This window comes from Duganella sp. CY15W, from assembly GCF_009857555.1.
Classification (GTDB): Bacteria; Pseudomonadota; Gammaproteobacteria; order Burkholderiales; family Burkholderiaceae_D; genus Rugamonas; species Rugamonas sacchari.
The window spans coordinates 636,456-654,332 of sequence record NZ_WWCQ01000001.1; the positions used below are offsets into that span (position 1 = coordinate 636,456).

Sequence of the window (17,877 nt, forward strand, 5' to 3'; positions counted from 1 at the left end):
TCTCCTGTTCAGTGAGTGGCGGTGAGCCAGTTGCCGATGGCATCCAATGCCGTCGGATTCGACGGAATGAAAGCATGGCTGGCCGGAACCGCAATGGCGGGCCATGGGGCTGGCGGCGCGGCCTCTTGCGCGGCAACCATACCGTCGTGCGCAAAGCCAAAGCCGAACAATATGCCTAGCGCCCCGAGCCATGGCCAGGTTCCGTAGACGCATGCGGTGGGCACGGTGGGCATGGTGAGCGTGGCCATCTGCGCGCGGTCGGCGGCGAACTGGCCGCATTCGCCGCACAGCAGGCGATAGATGCGCCAGTCACGCAGCCGGGCGCCCAGCCGCATCGCGCCAATCGGCGAAGCCAGCAGCACGACCTTCGACGGCTGGATAGCGGCGCTGCTTATTTCGTTCCACAGCATGCGCAGCAGTACGCCGCCAAATGAATAGCCGATCACGCTGTATTCACCACGCTGTGCGGCTTGCGACAGCGCGTGCATCAGGTTTTGTTTGATGGCGTCCAGCGATTGGCGCGAGGCCAGGTAGTCGAAGCAGTGGACGGTATAACCATGGCGCTCGAAATAACGCACCAGCGCGCCCCGCATATACCGTTTTCCGCCTACGCCATCGATGAATAAGATCTGCCGCGCCATATGAATAGTCCTGATGTCCGGCTGGAACTGTAACCGATTTGCCAACTACTGTCATTGTTGCTCGCGGGTCAAATATATTTTTGATTGATCGCTCTTTTTCTCATTAAAAGAAATCCTGATACTGCATGACATTAACTTTTCAGGAGTGAAGCATGCCAATTGCCCTACTTGCGCTGACCATCAGCGCGTTTGCCATCGGGACTACCGAGTTTGTGATTGTCGGCCTGTTGCCTACCATCGCCGCCGATCTGGGCGTGAATCTGCCATCGGCTGGGTTGCTGGTCAGCCTGTATGCCTTGGGCGTCGCGGTTGGCGCGCCGGTGTTGACCGCGCTGACCGGCAAGGTGCCGCGCAAACTGCTGCTGGTATCGCTGATGGTGCTGTTCACACTGGGTAATCTGCTGGCCTGGAAGGCGCCCGGCTATACGTCGCTGGTGATTGCCCGGATTCTCACAGGCCTGGCGCATGGCGTGTTCTTTTCGATCGGCTCGACCATCGCCACCTCGCTGGTGCCGAAGGAGAAGGCGGCCAGTGCGATTGCCATCATGTTCACCGGCCTGACCGTGGCGCTGGTGACCGGCGTGCCGCTGGGGACCTTCATCGGCCAGCATTTCGGCTGGCGTGAAACCTTCCTGGCCGTGGCGGCGCTGGGTGTACTGGCGATTGCCGGCAGCGCCATCTTCGTGCCCTCGACGGTTCAGCACAACCAGCCCGCCTCGCTCATGCAACAGGTGAGGGTGCTGGCGGAGCCGCGTCTGCTGCTGGTGTATGCGATGACGGCGGTCGGTTATGGCGGGTCCTTCATCGCCTTCACTTTCCTGGCGCCGATCCTGACGCAGATTAGCGGCTTCAGCGCCAATGCGGTCAGTCTGGTGATGCTGGTGTACGGTGTATCGGTCGCTGTCGGCAACCTCTGGGGCGGCAAGCTGGCGGACCAGCGCGGCCCGATCGGCGCGCTGAAGATCATCTTCCTGGGGCTGGCAACTGTACTGCTGGCGCTGAGCTTCACTGCACCGAGCAAACCCCTGGTGCTGGCAACTGTACTGGTGTGGGGCGCGGTGGCGTTTGGTAACGTGGCGGGCCTGCAGGTGTATGTGGTGCAGCAGGCGGAACACTTCACGCCGCGTGCGGTGGACGTGGCGTCGGGCCTGAACATTGCTGCCTTCAACCTGGGCATCGCTGGTGGCGCCTGGGGCGGTGGGCTGATTGTCGAGCATCTGGGGCTGATTCATACCGGCTGGATTGGCGCGCTGGTGGTACTGGGCGCTTTTGGCCTGACGGCGCTGAGCGGCCGGCTGGATCGGTTGAATCCACGTCCCGCCAACGCCGGCGCCAGCAAATCCATTCACGCTGTGGGCCATTAAGGACGGCGGCGAGCGTGGCCGGTGTATAGTGGCGGCGATTTGAACTCAGCCGCCACACCATGTCCGCAGTCTCGCTATTTTGTCTCGTCTTCGCCTATTTTTCCGTGCTGCTGGTTGTCGCCTGGCGCACCTCGCGCAACGCCAATAACGACAGCTTCTTCATCGGTAACAAGAGCAGCAACTGGGTGCTGGTGGCGTTTGGCATGGTCGGCACCACCATGAGCGGCGTGACCTTCATCAGCGTGCCCGGCGCGGTGGGCCGGGACGGTTTCGCCTACCTGCAAGTGATACTGGGCTATGTGCTCGGTTACATCGCCGTGGTGTGCGTGCTGCTGCCGCTGTATTACCGGCTCAAGCTCACCTCGATCTACACTTATCTGGAGCAGCGGCTTGGTCCGCGCTCGTATCAGAGCGGCGCCGCCTTCTTCATCCTCTCACGCACCATGAGCGCCTCCGCGCGGCTGTACCTGGTCGTCAACATCCTGCAGATCACCATACTGGACAGCATGGGCGTGCCGTTCTGGCTCAGCACCGTCGTCATTCTCGCCATGATCCTGCTGTACACCTTTGAGGGCGGGGTTAAAACCATCGTCTGGACCGATACGCTGCAAACGCTGGGCATGGTGCTGGGACTGGTGATCTGCACCGGCTGGCTGCTGCACGAAATGCACCTCGGCCCGCTCGAGAGCATCGCGCAGATGCAGCAGCACGGCCTGACCAGGATCGTCAATCATACGGTCGACAGCCCAGGCTATTTCTGGAAGCAGGTGCTGGCCGGCTTCTTCATTGTGCTGGGCATGACTGGCATGGACCAGGAAACCATGCAGAAGAATATCTCCGTCAAGACCCTGCGCGATTCGCAAAAGAATATGGTGCTCATGACGGTTGTACTGACTGCTGTACTGGTACTGTTCATGTACCTTGGCGCGCTGCTGTACCTGTACGCGCCGACGGTAGGTGTATCGGCCACGGGCGACAAACTCTTCCCTGCTGTGGTGATGGGGCATATGCCGGCTGTACTGCAACTGATTTTCTTCATCGGCCTGATCTCGGCATTGTTCCCCAGCGCGGATGGCGCCATGACAGCGCTGACCTCCTCGTTCAGTATCGACATCCTCGGCGTGCAGCGCCGCACCGGCATGACGGAACAGGTCAGGAAACGCTTGCGCCACCGCGTGCACCTGGCGTTCTGCGCCATCTTCCTGATCCTGGTGCTGGCGTTCAAATGGGTGGACAACGCCAGCATGGTGGGGCTGGTGCTGAAACTGACCGGCTATACCTACGGCCCCCTGCTTGGCCTGTTCGCGTTTGGCATCCTGACCCGCCGCACGCTGCGCGACGGCTGGGTGCCGCTGGTGGCGCTGGCCGGTCCCGCGCTGTGCTACCTCATCGACAGCAACCAGGAAATCCTGTTCGGCACCTATCGCATAGGGCTGGAATTGCTTATCCTGAATGGATTGCTGGTCTTTGCCGGCCTGCTGCTCATTTCAAAAAAAGGCACATAAGGGCTGGCATACAGTATTATCATTGCCAATAACGCAATCACTGGAGTGTAGATGAGCCAATCGCCGTTTTCTTATATCCGTCATGGTTTCGCTTTTTTCTGGCGCGCGCTGGATGCCGGCCGCCGTACGTTGCTGAACCTGATTTTCCTGATTATCTTGCTGGTGCTGCTGTATGGGATCTTTGGCGGCGGCGCCAAACCGCTGCAGCCCAAGACCACGCTGGTGCTGGAACTCAAAGGCCAGCTGGTCGAGCAATCCAGCATCAATGCGCGCGATGCGCTGCTGACCAACGTGCGCGGTGGTGACGTGCACAAGATGATCCAGCTGCGCGATGTGCTGGCCGTGCTGGAGCAGGCCGCCAAAGACCCGGACGTGGGGGCGGCGGTGCTGCTGACCGATGAATTGCAAGGCGCCGGCCAGGCTTCGCTGCGTGAAGTGGCGGCCGCCATCGACCGCTTCAAGGCCTCCGGCAAGCCGGTGATTGCCTGGGGTTCCAGCTATGACCAGCGCCAGTACCTGCTGGCGGCGCATGCCAGCGAGGTGTATCTGCACCCGATGGGCATGGTGCTGATCGAAGGCTTTGGCCGCTATCGCAACTACTACCGCGATGCGCTGGACAAGTTGGGCGTGACTGTCAACCTGCTGCGCGTCGGCACCTACAAGAGCTTCGGCGAACCGTTCATCGCCAACGGCCCGTCGCCGGCGGCCAGCGAAGCGGAGGCTTACCTGAACAACGCCCTGTGGGCGTCCTATACCGACAACGTGGAAAAGGCGCGCAAGCTGCCGCAAGGCCAGATCATGAAGGTCATCAACGACCTGCCGGCGCAAGTGGCAGCGGTGAATGGCGACCTTGGCAAGCTGTCGCTGTCGTCCAAGCTGGTTGATGGCCTGAAGACCAAGGATGAAATCCGCAAGCTGATGATGGACCGCGGCGTGCGCGATGCCGATGGCAAGAGCTTCCGCCAGATCGCCTTTGACGACTACCTGGCACGCGTGCCGCGCAAGGCGACCGGCGCTGCCGTGGGCGTGATCGTGGCGCAGGGTGAGATCAGCGACGGCAGCGCCGGACCTGGTTCCATCGGCGGCGATTCGACGTCGAAACTGATCCGCATGGCGCGGGAAGACGACAACATCAAAGCCGTCGTGCTGCGGATCGATTCGCCTGGCGGCAGCGCCTTCGCTTCGGAACTGATCCGCCGCGAACTGGAGCTGACCCGGTCGGCCGGCAAGCCGGTCGTGGTCTCGATGGGCAACGTGGCCGCGTCGGGCGGTTACTGGATTTCGATGTCGTCCGACGAGGTGATCGCAGAGCCGACCACCATCACGGGTTCCATCGGCGTATTTGCGATCCTGCCGACCGCCGACAAGGTGATCGACAAGCTGGGCATCCACACCGGCGGCCAGCCAACCACCTGGCTGGGTGACGCCGGCAATCCGCTGCGCCCACTGGACCCGCGCTTTGGCCAGGTGATCCAGGGCAGCATCAATCACATCTACGAAGAGTTCACCACCAAGGCCGCCAAGGCGCGTAAAACCACACCGGAGAAAATCGACGCCGTGGCCCAGGGCCGCGTGTGGACCGGCGCGCAAGCCAAGGACCGTGGCTTGGTTGATCGCCTGGGCAGCTATAACGATGCGCTGAAATCCGCAGCTGCCCGCGCCAAGCTGCCAGCCGACTACCGCGTGGTCTACGTTGAGCGTGAAATCAGCAAGTTCGATCGCCTGGTTGAAATGGTGGGCGGCGGCACGGCGCAGGTGATTGCGCAGGCGGTATCGACGCAGCTGAAACTGGGCGCGGCCGCTACCACCGGCCTGCCGCCAAGCGCCGCCAGCGGCATCGCCAATGACCTGGGCTGGCTGTCGGAGATCACCGCGCAGCGCAAGCCGTTCACCGCGATCACGCACTGCCTGTGCGAATCGCCATGAGCGATATCCTGATCCGCGCCGCCGCGCGCGGTGACGAGGAAGCCTTGTCCGCAGTGGGCAAGGCCAGCTTCCTTGAAGCCTTTGCCGGCATCCTGGACGGCGGTGACATCATCGCCCATTGCGAGAAGCAGCACGCCGCTGCGGTCTACCGCGACTGGCTGGCCGATGGCGACATGCGGATCTGGCTGGCGGAGGTGAACCCGGGCCGGGCGCCGATCGGCTACCTGGTGCTGGCGCCGGCCACGCTGCCCATCGCCGAACCGCGTGCCGATGATCTGGAGATCAAACGCATCTACCTGCTGCACCGTTTTCACGGGCAGCGTGTGGGCAAGCGGTTGATGGATGCAGCGGTGGCCGATGCACGTTCACGTGGCGTGGGCCGTGTGCTGCTGGGCGTGTATGCGGAGAACCATGATGCGCTGGCGTTTTACCAGCGCTGCGGTTTCCGGCAAATCGGCAGCCGTACCTTCCGGGTCGGCGATACCGATTATGCCGATACTATTTTGGCGCTGGAGCTGACAGCGGCAGCGTAACTTCAAAGCAGCTGCGTCCATCTTTCATGAGGGCGCAGCGCGCTTCACCGCCGTGACGGCGGGCGATCTGGCGCACCAGAGCCAGTCCCAGTCCGGCGCCGGTATTATCCAGCGTGCCGCGGCGGCGGAAGAAGGGCTCGAAGACGCGCTCAAATTCCGGGTCCGGCACACCTGGTCCCTGATCCCACACCCTGAGCGTCGCCACCTGGCCGGCGCAGGTGATTTGCACATTGGCCGGCGGTATGCCGTGCCGGTGGGCGTTTTCCAGCAGATTGCGTAGCAGGCGGCGCAGCAGGCGCGGATCGCCTTGCATGATGGCGGATTCGCCATCCAGCGTGGCATCGTCGTAATGCGCGCATTCTTCGGCGGCCAGGGCCAGCAGGTCCAGTTCTTCCGTGTCGGTGTTTTCCGGGATGGCGCCCAGGCGGCTGGCCAGCAGGATTTCGTCCAGCAGGTGATTCAGCTCGGCGATGTCCTGTTCCAGCCCTGCGCGGCGTTTTGGATCGATGCCTTCCTGGATCAGTTCCAGCGCCAGGCGGATGCGTGCCAGCGGCGTGCGCAGTTCGTGCGAGGCATTCGCCAGCAGCGTTTTATGGGCGCTCACCAGTTGCTCGATCTGGTCGGCGGCGCGGTTGAAGCTCTGCGCCAGACGCGCCACTTCATCCTTGCCCTCAACCGGCACGCGTGCCGTCAGGTCGCCTGCGCCGAGTTTTTCCACGCCCATCTGCAAACGTTCCAGCCGCTTGGTCAGGTGGCGCACCAGCGGGAAGGCGGCGATGCCGATACCCAGTGCCAGCAGCAACAGGGCGTTGTGCAGCATGGCTTTGGGACGCGTGAAACCCAGCGGCTCGCTGGACAGCAGGCGGCGGCCATCGGGCAGGCGCACGTAGGATTCGGGCGGCGGGCCGGTCATGCCCTGGCGGCGCCAGTGACGGGCCGGAATCTGCTCGCCGACCACGGCCAGCGGACGCCAGTCGCGCGTGTACAGCGTCATGTGCGCGTTGAGGCCTTGCGCCACGCGCGCCAGTGCGGCCTGCTGGACGTCGGGCGGTGCATCGGCGGGCGCCAGCACGTTCTGCATCACTTGCGCCAGCGTGGCGTTGGAGCGTTCCAGCGGACTGCCGGTGCGGTTCCAGATCATCACTACCGCCATCGCAAACAGCACGAGGATGAACAGCAGCGCGACATAAAAACGGAAGTACAGGCGCGGCAGGCCCATGCTGATGCGCGCCATCAGTCCTGCACCTTTGCGAACAGGTAGCCGGCGCCACGCACGGTGATGATGCGGCGCGGTTTTTTGGGATCATCTTCGACAGCGGCGCGGATGCGCGACATATGGACGTCGATGGAGCGGTCGAAGGCCTCCAGCGGCTCGCCCTTGAGCAGATCCATCAGCGCATCGCGCGACAGCACGCGGCCGGCGTGCTTGGCCAGTACCAGCAGCAGGTCGAACTGGTAAGCGGTGAGTTCGCACGGCACGCCGTCCAGTCGCGCCGCGTGTGCGGCGGGATCGATTTCCAGGCGGCCGAAGCGCAGGAACTCTTCGCTGGCGCCGGCGCTGCCGCGTGCTGTATCCAGGTGGCGTACGTCAACGCGGCGGCGCAGGATGGCGCGCAGGCGGGCCAGCAGCTCGCGTGGCTCGAACGGCTTGGGCAGGTAATCGTCGGCGCCGATTTCCAGGCCGACGATGCGGTCGATGGCGTCGCCGCGCGCGGTCAGCATCAGCACCGGGACATCGGACGTGGCGCGCAACTGGCGGCACACGTCCAGGCCATCCATATCGGGCAGCATCAGGTCCAGGATCACCGCGTCGATTTCGGCGCTGTGAATATGGTCCATGGCGGCACGGCCGGTGGGGGCGTGGGTAACGCGAAAGCCCGACTGGCCCAGATACTCGGTGAGCATCTCAGCCAGGCGGGGATCGTCTTCTACTAACAGAATGCGGTCTACAGGGTTCATGCGGTCAATTCTTACATGCCTCGGAAGCGGCGTCCATGGCTCAGGTGTTCGGCCAGTTTCTTGCGCTGTTCCGGCGTCAGATTATCACCGACGTCGGCCACCAGCTGGAGCACGCGGCTGGACGCCTTGTCGGCCAGCGCCAGGCCTTGCTGGCGCGTGGCTTCCATGGCGGCGCGGTCGATGGTGGGCGCGCTTGCCTGTTCGAGTAGTTTTTTATGCAAGTCGCGCAGCTGTTCGTGCAGTGGCTTGAGATCGGCCATGGCGGCCTTGAGCAGTGGATCGATCTTGGCTTTTTGTGCGTCAGTGGCTTGCACTTCGGCGTACAGTCGGCCGATATGCGCGTGCGGCCCGCCTTCATGGCGCTCGACGGCGTAGGCGCCCACGCCCACAGCCAGTGCGGAACCCAGCACAAATGCGGCAACGGTCTGACGGTTGAAGATACTCATGACAATCTCCTGGTTGAGTGACAGTGAAGCCAGTATGCGGACCATACGTTTAGTTGCCATGTCGCGCCGGTAAAGATATGTAAAGGCAGTTTAACGATTGATGCTGAAGTCCTTGTTTTGTAGCGAGTTTGTAACCCATGACCGTCGCTGACAGGCACTTATGCTAGAGTCCTCGCATTGATGCCGTGGCGTGTTTGCCATGGGTACGCACGTCTACAAAAAGGAAAAAGATGGATTCGCAAGCCAAGCCGAATTTGAATGCCAACCCTCCTAAACGCAGCCGCAAATTGCTGGGCAGTGTGATTGCCGTTGCCGCCATGGCGGGCCTGGGCGGACTGGCATGGCACTTGACCCATCAGCCGGCTGGCAATGCCGCCGGTGCGCAAGGCCAGGGAGGTCCTGGCCCCGGCGGCCCAGGTGGTCCCGGCGGTCCGGGCGGCGCTGGCGGTGGACGGCGCGCACCAGCGACCACGGTCGGCGTCGCGGCTGCGGAAAAGGCTGATATTCCCGTGACGCTGGAAGCGCTGGGCACGGTCACGGCAGCTGCCACCACCACGGTGCGTCCGCAGGTATCGGGCATCCTGCAAAACGTCCTGTTCAAGGAAGGCCAGATGGTGAAGGCGGGGCAGGTGCTGGCGCAGATCGATCCGCGCCAGTTCGAGATGTCGCTGATGCAAGCGACCGGCCAACGCCAGCGCGATGAAGCACAGCTGGAAAACGCCAGGCTGACGCTGAACCGTTACCGCACGCTGCTGGGCCAGGACTCGATCGCGCGCCAGGACGTGGACACCCAGGCCGCGCTGGTGAAGCAGCTCGAGGGCACGGTCATGACCGACAAGGCGGCCGAAGGCACGGCCAAGCTGAATCTGGGCTACACCAAGGTGGTGGCGCCGATCTCCGGCCGCGTGGGCTTGCGCGCGGTTGATATCGGCAACCTGGTCGGCTCCAGCGATGCCAATGGCATTGCCACCATCACCCAGCTGTCGCCGATTGATGTGGAGTTCTCGATTCCGCAGGATAGCGTACCCGCAGTGGCGCAGCGCGTGAACGAAGGCGCGAGCCTGCCGTCGCTGGCGCTGGACCGCACGCGCACCAATACGCTGGACAGCGGCAAGTTCTATGCAATGGATAACCAGATCGATACGCAGACCGGTACCGTGAAAGCCAAAGCGCGCTTCGCCAACAACAAGATGGCGCTGTTCCCCAGCCAGTTTGTGAACGTGCGCCTGGAGCTGCGCACCATCAAGGATGCCATCATGGTGCCGGTGACCGCGCTGCGCCACGGTACCAACGGCGATTTCGTGTATGTGCTCAAGGCCGACAAGACCGTGACCGTGCGTGCGGTCAAACGCGGCGCGGCGACCGTGGACAAAATCCAGATCACCGAAGGCCTGCAACTGGGCGAACAGGTCATCACCGAAGGCGCGGACCGACTCAAGGAAGGCGCGAAAGTGACGCTGCCAGGTCAGGGCGGCGGCCAGGGCGGCCAGGGTAAGGGCGGCAAGGGTGAACACGGCGGCTGGAAAGGCAAGCGTGACGGCGCCGCTGCCGCGGATGGCGCCAGCGCCGCCGCAGCTTCCGCACCGGCCGGCGAAGCCCCATCCGGCGAGCATCGCCGCCGCAACAAGGAAGGCGCAGCACAACAATGAGTCCATCCGCACCATTCATCCAGCGTCCGGTAGCGACTTCGCTGCTGATGCTGGCGATCATCCTGGCGGGTATTGTGGGCTTCAGGTTCCTGCCGCTGTCGGCCTTGCCGCAGGTGGACTTCCCGACCATCCAGGTACAGACGCTGTATCCGGGCGGTAGTCCGGAAGTGATGGGCCAGACCGTGACGGCGCCGCTGGAGCGCCAGTTCGGCCAGATGGCCGGCCTGCAGCGCATGAGCTCCACCAGCGCTGCCGGCGTTTCCATCATTACCCTGCAATTCAGCCTGGGCCAGTCGCTGGACGTGGCCGAGCAGGAAGTGCAGGCCGCGATCAATGCCGGCGCTTCGCTGCTGCCGACCGATTTGCCGGCGCCGCCGGTCTACGCCAAAGTCAACCCGGCCGATGCGCCGGTGCTGACGCTGGCGATTACGTCGGATACGATGCCGCTGACCGAAGTGCAGAACATCGTCAACACGCGCCTGGCGCTGAAAATCAGCCAGGTCTCCGGCGTGGGCCTGGTGACGCTGAGCGGTGGCCAGCGGCCTGCGGTCCGCATCCAGGCGGACACCAATGCGCTGGCGTCGTATGGCCTCGGCCTCGATACGCTGCGCACCGCCATCACGGCGGCCAATGCCAATGGCGCCAAGGGCAGCTTTGACGGTCCGACGCGCGCCTACAGCATCAACGCCAACGACCAGCTGGTTACGGCCAAGGACTATCAGGAGCTGATCCTGGCCTACAAGAACGGCGCACCGGTGCGCCTGACCGATGTCGCGCAGGTGGTGGACAGCGCCGAGAACGTGGAGCTGGGCGCGTGGTCCGGCACCAAGCAAGCCATCATCCTCAATGTGCAGCGCCAGCCGGGCGCCAACGTCATCGCCACGGTGGACGCCATCAAGGCGCGTCTGCCGGAGCTGCAGGCGGGCCTGCCCGGCGCCATGCATGTAGAAGTGCTGAGCGACCGTACCACCGGTATCCGAGCCTCCGTCGAACACGTGGAGACAGAGCTGGTGCTGGCGGTGGTGCTGGTGGTGCTGGTGATCTTCGCCTTCCTGCATAGCCTGCGCGCGACCGTGATTGCCAGCCTGTCGGTGCCGATTTCGCTGATCGGCACCTGCGGTGTGATGTATTTGCTGGGCTATAGCCTCAACAACCTGTCGTTGATGGCGCTGACCATCGCCACCGGTTTCGTGGTCGATGACGCCATTGTCATGATCGAAAATATCTCGCGCTACATCGAAGAGGGCGAAACGCCGATGGCCGCTGCGCTCAAGGGCGCCAAGCAGATCGGCTTTACCATCATCTCGCTGACGGTGTCGCTGATTGCGGTGCTGATTCCGCTGCTGTTCATGGGCGATGTGGTGGGGCGCCTGTTCCGCGAGTTTGCGATTTCGCTGGCCATCACCATCCTGATTTCCGCCGTGGTGTCGCTGACACTGGTGCCGATGATGTCGGCGCGCTGGCTCAAGAATCACGCCGAGGAAAAACCATCCCGCTTCGCGCAACGCTTCCAGCAGTTCTTTGACTGGGTGATTGGCCATTACGACAAATCGCTGACCTGGGTCATCGATCACAGCGGCCTGACGCTGCTGGTGGCGCTGGGGACGCTGCTGCTCACGGTGCTGCTGTATGTGGTGATTCCCAAAGGCCTGTTCCCGACGCAGGACACAGGGCAGCTGCAAGCGCGCCTGGAAACCGGCAAGGCGGTCTCGTATGACAAGATGGCCGCCCTGCAGCAGCAGGCTGCCAAGGCGATTCTTGACGATCCTGACGTGAACAATCTCAGTTCCGTGGTGGGCGTGGATGCAGCCAACAACACCATGCTGCACACCGGCAGCATGCTGATTAATCTGAAGCACAAGCGCATCGGCAGCCAGCAGGAAACCATGGACCGTCTGCGCGCCCGGATTGCCGAGATCCCTGGTCTGACGCTGTACCTGCAACCGACGCAGGATCTGACCATCGATGCTGAAACCGGCCCGACCCAGTTCCGCGTGTCGATTGAAGGCGCCGACAACGCCACCGTCAACGAATGGGCCACCAGGCTGGCGGTGCAGATGCGTACCAAACATGAGTTGCGCAACGTGGTGTCCGACGTCGGCGCCAGCGCCAATGCGGCCTACGTTACCGTTGACCGGGATACGGCGTCGCGCCTGTCCGTCACCGCCGCCTCCATCGATGATGCGCTGTATAGCGCGTTTGGCCAGCGTATCGTCTCGACCATTTTCACAGAGACCAACCAGTACCGCGTGATTCTGGAAGCGCGCCGCGACGATATCACCACGCCGGCCGACCTGGCCAACCTGCAGCTGCGCACCGGCTCCGGCAAGGCGACGCCGCTGTCGGCGGTGGCCACCGTGAGCGAACGCGCGGCGCCGCTGCAGATCACCCACGTGGCGCAGTATCCGGCCACCACGCTGGGCTTTGACACCGCCTCCGGCGTCTCGCTGGGGACGGCCGTGGAAAGCATCCGCCAGGCCGCGACCGAGATCAAGTTCCCGGCTTCGGTGACCATGACCTTCCTCGGTGCGTCCGGCGCGTATCAGAATTCGCTGTCGAACCAACTGTGGCTGATCCTGGCCGCCGTGATCTGCGTGTACATCGTGCTCGGCGTGCTGTACGAAAGCTATATCCATCCGCTGACCATTCTGTCGACGCTGCCGTCGGCTGGTGTCGGCGCCTTGCTGGCGCTGCTGGTGACTGGCCAGGATCTGGGCGTTATCGGCATCATCGGCATCATTCTGCTGATCGGCATTGTGAAGAAAAACGCCATCATGATGATCGACTTCGCGATCGAGGCGGAGCGCGATGAAGGCAAGGCGCCGCGTGATGCCATTCACCAGGCCGCGCTGCTGCGCTTCCGTCCCATCCTGATGACGACGTTGGCCGCGCTGTTTGCCGCCGTGCCGCTGATGTTCGGCTGGGGCGAGGGCGCGGAGCTGCGCCGTCCACTGGGACTGGCCATCTTCGGTGGCCTGATCGTCAGCCAGATGCTGACGCTGTTCACCACGCCGGTGATCTACCTGGGCTTTGACAGCCTGGCCAGCCGCTTCCGCCGCAAGCCAGCAACCCATGCCGAAGGTGGTGCGCTGTGAATCTGTCCTCGCCATTCGTCAAGCGCCCGATCGCTACCGTCCTGCTGACGATAGGCGTGGCGCTGGCCGGCATCGGTGCGTTCTTCGTGCTGCCGGTGGCGCCGCTGCCGCAGGTGGATTTCCCCATCATTTCGGTGAACGCCACGCTGCCGGGCGCCAGCCCGTCCACCATGGCGACCAGCGTGTCAACGCCGCTGGAGCGGCATCTGGGCACCATTGCCGGGGTCAACGAAATGACCTCGCAGTCCAGCACCAGCACGTCCAACGTCACCTTGCAATTCGACTTGAACCGCAACGTGGATGCGGTGGCGCGCGAGGTGCAGGCGGCGATCAATGCCAGCCGTGTGGACTTGCCGGCGTCGCTGCGCAGCAATCCAACCTACCGCAAGGCGAATACTTCCGGTGCGCCCATCATCATTCTGGCGCTGACCTCCAAGACGCGTACGCCGGGCCAGATCTTTGATTCGGTCTCCAACATCGTGCTGCAACGCCTGTCGCAGGTGACGGGCGTGGGCGACGTGGAGCTGGGCGGCAGCTCGCTGCCTGCGGTGCGGGTGGAGCTCAATCCCTATGCGCTGAACCGACAGGGCTTGTCGATGGAAGACGTGCGCGCGGCCCTGCAGGCCACGAACGCCAACCGTCCACGCGGTGCGATCCAGGGCAATGGCCGCCGCTTGCAGATCTATTCCGAGGCGGCCAACGCGATTGGCGGCCGCAGTGCTTCCGATTACCGCAATCTGGTCGTCGGCTGGCGCAACGGCACGGCAATCCGCCTGCAGGACGTGGCGGAAGTGGTGGATGGCGTCGAAGACCAGAATAACCTTGGCCTGTTCAATGGCCAGCCGGCGATTATCGTGCTGCTGCGCTCCCAGGCTGGCGCCAACGTGATTGAAACCGTGGACAGCGTGCGCGCGCAGCTGCCGACCCTGCAGGCGCAGCTGCCGCCGGATGTGAAGATCGAGGTGGCCAGCGACAGCACCAACTCGATCCGCTCGTCGCTGCACGAAATTGAGGTCACGCTCATCATCTCCATCCTGCTGGTGGTGCTGGTGGTGAGCGTCTTCCTGCGCAATGTGCGGGCGACGATTGTGCCGACGGTGGCCACGGTGGTGTCGCTGCTGGGTACCTTCGGCGTCATGTATCTGCTGGGTTTCAGCCTGAATAACCTGTCGCTGATGGCGCTGACCGTGGCCACCGGCTTTGTGGTCGATGACGCCATCGTGGTGCTGGAAAATACCACGCGCCATATCGAGGCCGGCATGGACCGCTTCAAGGCGGCGCTGCTGGGCGCGCGCGAGGTGGGCTTCACCGTGCTGTCGATCAGCCTTTCGCTGATTGCCGTATTCATTCCGCTGCTGTTCATGGGCGGCCAGTTCGGTGCGCTGTTCAAGGAATTTGCCGTCACGCTGTCGGCTGCGGTGATGATTTCGCTGGTGATCTCGCTGACCACCACCCCCATGATGTGCGCCTGGCTGCTGACGCCCGGCGGCCATGAGGCCAAGCCGCCGGGCCGCGTCGCACGTTTCTTTGAACGCGGTTTCGACGCTATTCTCAAGGGCTACGAGCATAGCCTGGACTGGGCGCTGCACAGCGTCTGGCTGGTGATGCTCAGCCTCTTGTTTGTGATCGGCCTGAATGTCTATCTGTTTGCGGCGATTCCCAAAGGCGGCTTCCCGCAGCAGGATACGGGCCAGATCAGCGGTGGCATCCGCGCTGACCAGAGCATCTCTTTCCAGGCCATGCAGGGCAAGCTGCGCCAGCTGGTCAACATCATCAAGGATGATCCCGATGTCGCCACGGTGGTGGGCTTTACCGGCGGCCGCCGCGCGGGCGGTGGTTTCATGTTCATCAATCTGAAACCGGCCAGCGAGCGCAAGGCGGCAGGGCAGGCGGTGATTGCGCGCCTGCGGCCCAAGCTGGCCAGGGTGACGGGTGTGAGCCTGTTCCTGAGTCCAGTGCAGGATCTGCGCTCGGGTGGACGCTCGGCCAACGCCAACTTCCAGTACACGCTGAAATCGGACAATCAGGCCGACCTGAAAAAATGGGCGGCGCGTCTGGCGGAAGCGATGAAGGCGCAAAAAGGCCTGACTGATGTGGACTCCGACCAGGCGGATAACGGTGTCGAGACCTTTGTCACCATCGATAAGCAAAGCGCGGCGCGGGTCGGCGTCTCCACGCGCGATATCGACAATGCGCTGTACAACAGCTTCGGCCAGCGCCAGGTGGCGACCATTTACAGTGAGCTCAATCAGTATCACGTCATCATGGAAGTGCCGCGCTGGTACGCCAAGTCGCCGGAGGCGCTGAACGATGTATATGTGCCGTCCAAGGGACTGCCGTCGCCGTCGGCTTCCAATCCGACCGGTGCGCCGGTTGCGACCACGACGTCGGCGACCGGCAATGCCACTGCGGCCAACGTTGCGGCGCCGGCGGTGAAAGATGCGTCGTCCGGTTCGGCGCTGAGCACGACGGCGACCAAGATGGTGCCGCTGACCACACTGGCGTCGTTTGCCGAAAGCTCGGCCGCCACCTCGATCAACCATCAGGACGGCGAACTGGCCACCACCATCGCGTTCAACCTGGCCGAAGGCTACAGCCTGTCCGACGCCGCAGAGCAGATCAAGGCGGCGGAAGCGGACATCGCCATGCCGAACAATGTGCGCGGCAGCTTCCAGGGTTCGGCCAAGGCGGCGCAGGACAGCAACAAGTCCTTGCCGCTGCTGATCCTCGCGGCGATTGTGGTGATCTATATTGTGCTGGGCATCCTGTACGAGAGCCTGGTGCACCCGGTCACGGTGCTGACCACCTTGCCGTCGGCGGGTGTGGGCGCGGTGCTGGCGCTGCTGGTGTTCAAGATGGAGTTCTCGACGATTGCGCTGATCGGCATCTTCCTGCTGATTGGTATCGTCAAGAAGAACGCCATCCTGATTATCGACTTTGCGCTGGAAGCCGAGCGTGCCCGTGGCCTGTCGCCGATGGAAGCGGTGCGCGAGGCTTGCCTGCTGCGCTTCCGTCCTATCCTCATGACCACGGTGGCTGCAGCGCTGGGCGCCTTGCCGCTGGCGATCGGTTTCGGCGAAGGCTCGGAACTGCGCCAGCCGCTGGGCGTCGCCATCATCGGTGGCCTGATTGCCAGCCAGTGCCTGACGCTGCTGACGACACCCGTGGTCTACATCCTGATGGACAAGCTGCGCCGCCGCAGCCCGTCCGAACAACAACTGAGCCGCATCCATAGCGGCGAATCGCCGATTACATCATGAGCAAATACGCACCAACTCCCCGTTATTCATTGATTGCGCTGGCCGTGGCGGCTGCGTTGCTGTCCGCGTGCTCGGTTACGCCAAGCTACAAGGTGCCGGAGACGCCGCAGCCAGCGGCTTTCAAGGAAACCGCCACCGATGCGGACAAGGCGGCCGCCGGCTGGACCGCCGCCGCACCGGCCGATATGCTGGAGCGCGGCCCGTGGTGGCAGCTGTTCGGTGACCAGCAGCTGAACCAGATGACCGAGAGTATCGAGGTCAATAACCAGAACGTGGCTGCCGCCGTGGCGGCCTATGCGCAGGCGAGGGCGCTGGTGGCGCAGCAGCGCGCCACGCTGTTCCCCAGCGTAGACCTGAACGGCAGCGCGACGCGCACCGGCGGTGGCGGCGACACCAAGACGGGTAACCAGTACCGCGCCAATATCGGCGCCAGCTGGGAGCCGGATGTGTGGGGCAAGCTGCGCGCCGGCGTCGGCAGCGCCAACGCCAGTTTGCAGGTGAGCGCGGCCGAGCTGGCGGCGGCACGCCTGTCGGCACAGGGCGAACTGGCCACCAACTACTTCTCGCTGCGCCAGGCCGACGCCGAAAAGGCGCTGCTTGACGCCACGGTGGAAGGTTATGAGCGCGTGCTGCAAATTACCCAGAACCGCTTTGACGCCGGCATCGCTGCCAAGTCCGATCTGCTGCAGGCGCAAACGCAGCTGGCCAGCGCGCGCATTGACCAGATCACGCTGGTGCGCCAGCGCGCCAACCTGGAACATGCGATTGCCGTTTTGCTGGGCAAGGCCGCCAGCGACTTCACGCTGGCGCCGGCGTCGTGGACAGTCGTGGTGCCGGATGTGCCGGCCGGCGTGCCATCGACGCTGCTGCAGCGCCGTCCGGATATCGCTGCCGCCGAACGCCGGGTGGCGGCGGCCAATGAGCAGATCGGCATTGCGCGCAGCGCCTACTTCCCGAGCCTGAACCTGACCGGTTCCTTTGGCTATGGCGCGGCATCCACCGGTGGCCTGTTCAACGCCTCGAATAATCTGTGGTCGCTGGGGCTGACGGCTGCACAGACCTTGTTTGACGCCGGCGCCACCAAAGCCCGCGTCAGCGGCGCCGAAGCGGCGCGCGACCAGGCGATTGCGAGTTACCGCCAGACGGTGCTCGCGGCGTTTGCTGATGTCGAGAACCAGCTGGCAGCCACCCGCACACTGGCGCAGCAGCAGGACTTGCGCAAGGCGGCATCCGAAGCGGCGGACCAGGTCGAGGTGCAGATGCTGAACCGTTATCGCGCCGGCCAGGTCAGCTACAGCGATGTGGTCACCGCGCAGAATACCGCGCTGACCGCGCGCCGCGCGCTGGTGCAGTCGCAGGCCGACCGCCAGACCACGGCCATCGCGCTGATCCAGTCGCTCGGCGGTGGCTGGCATGCGGCAGGCAACTAAGCCGAAACAGCCCCTTTAACGGCGTAGCCTTGCTGTATAATCATCTGGCAAGATGTACATAAAAACACG

Annotated in this window: 12 protein-coding genes; 8 read left to right on the plus strand and 4 right to left on the minus strand. The window is 63.6% G+C overall.

Features of this window, described 5'->3' with window-relative positions:
- Positions 1 to 8 precede the first annotated feature (8 nt).
- Positions 9 to 641 (minus strand): alpha/beta hydrolase, encoded by a 633-nt coding sequence (locus GTP58_RS03025; protein WP_161076209.1) that lies wholly within the window; start codon positions 639 to 641, stop codon positions 9 to 11.
- A gap of 152 nt (positions 642 to 793) precedes the next feature.
- On the opposite strand from GTP58_RS03025, the gene GTP58_RS03030 reads away from it, so the two are divergent.
- The 4 genes from GTP58_RS03030 to GTP58_RS03045 are packed head-to-tail and all read left to right on the plus strand — an operon-like array spanning position 794 to position 5,969.
- On the plus strand, positions 794 to 2,005 hold the full coding sequence (locus GTP58_RS03030) for an MFS transporter (protein ID WP_161076210.1): 1,212 nt from the start codon (positions 794 to 796) through the stop codon (positions 2,003 to 2,005).
- Positions 2,006 to 2,064: 59 nt separating this feature from the next.
- Positions 2,065 to 3,510, plus strand: coding sequence for a sodium:solute symporter (locus GTP58_RS03035; protein ID WP_161076211.1), 1,446 nt, complete (start codon positions 2,065 to 2,067; stop codon positions 3,508 to 3,510).
- Positions 3,511 to 3,561: 51 nt separating this feature from the next.
- On the plus strand, positions 3,562 to 5,436 hold the full coding sequence (gene sppA / locus GTP58_RS03040) for a signal peptide peptidase SppA (protein ID WP_161076212.1): 1,875 nt from the start codon (positions 3,562 to 3,564) through the stop codon (positions 5,434 to 5,436).
- Entirely contained in the window at positions 5,433 to 5,969 is a 537-nt protein-coding gene (locus GTP58_RS03045; protein WP_161076213.1) for an N-acetyltransferase, read from the plus strand. Before sppA ends, GTP58_RS03045 begins: the two co-directional genes overlap by 4 nt.
- On the opposite strand, the gene GTP58_RS03050 is transcribed toward GTP58_RS03045, so the two are convergent.
- The 3 genes from GTP58_RS03050 to GTP58_RS03060 are packed head-to-tail and all read right to left on the minus strand — an operon-like array spanning position 5,935 to position 8,374.
- The gene (locus GTP58_RS03050; RefSeq protein ID WP_161076214.1) at positions 5,935 to 7,203 is read right to left on the minus strand and encodes a HAMP domain-containing sensor histidine kinase; all 1,269 of its coding nucleotides are present in this window, start codon (positions 7,201 to 7,203) and stop codon (positions 5,935 to 5,937) included. The genes GTP58_RS03045 and GTP58_RS03050 overlap by 35 nt on opposite strands.
- Positions 7,203 to 7,928, minus strand: coding sequence for a response regulator (locus GTP58_RS03055; protein WP_161076215.1), 726 nt, complete (start codon positions 7,926 to 7,928; stop codon positions 7,203 to 7,205). The genes GTP58_RS03050 and GTP58_RS03055 overlap by 1 nt, the downstream gene beginning before the upstream one ends.
- Positions 7,929 to 7,939: 11 nt before the next feature.
- The gene (locus GTP58_RS03060; protein ID WP_161076216.1) at positions 7,940 to 8,374 is read right to left on the minus strand and encodes a Spy/CpxP family protein refolding chaperone; all 435 of its coding nucleotides are present in this window, start codon (positions 8,372 to 8,374) and stop codon (positions 7,940 to 7,942) included.
- Positions 8,375 to 8,604: 230 nt separating this feature from the next.
- Between GTP58_RS03060 and GTP58_RS03065 the strand changes: the two genes are divergently transcribed.
- From GTP58_RS03065 to GTP58_RS03080, 4 genes are read left to right on the plus strand one after another with little or no spacing between them, the layout of a single operon-like run.
- Entirely contained in the window at positions 8,605 to 10,023 is a 1,419-nt protein-coding gene (locus GTP58_RS03065) for an efflux RND transporter periplasmic adaptor subunit (RefSeq protein ID WP_161076217.1), read from the plus strand.
- Positions 10,020 to 13,118 (plus strand): efflux RND transporter permease subunit, encoded by a 3,099-nt coding sequence (locus GTP58_RS03070; RefSeq protein WP_161076218.1) that lies wholly within the window; start codon positions 10,020 to 10,022, stop codon positions 13,116 to 13,118. Before GTP58_RS03065 ends, GTP58_RS03070 begins: the two co-directional genes overlap by 4 nt.
- Positions 13,115 to 16,378: an efflux RND transporter permease subunit gene (locus GTP58_RS03075; RefSeq protein WP_161076219.1), complete on the plus strand. Its 3,264-nt coding sequence runs from the start codon at positions 13,115 to 13,117 to the stop codon at positions 16,376 to 16,378. Before GTP58_RS03070 ends, GTP58_RS03075 begins: the two co-directional genes overlap by 4 nt.
- On the plus strand, positions 16,375 to 17,808 hold the full coding sequence (locus GTP58_RS03080; RefSeq protein WP_072780535.1) for an efflux transporter outer membrane subunit: 1,434 nt from the start codon (positions 16,375 to 16,377) through the stop codon (positions 17,806 to 17,808). The genes GTP58_RS03075 and GTP58_RS03080 overlap by 4 nt, the downstream gene beginning before the upstream one ends.
- Positions 17,809 to 17,877 lie beyond the last annotated feature (69 nt).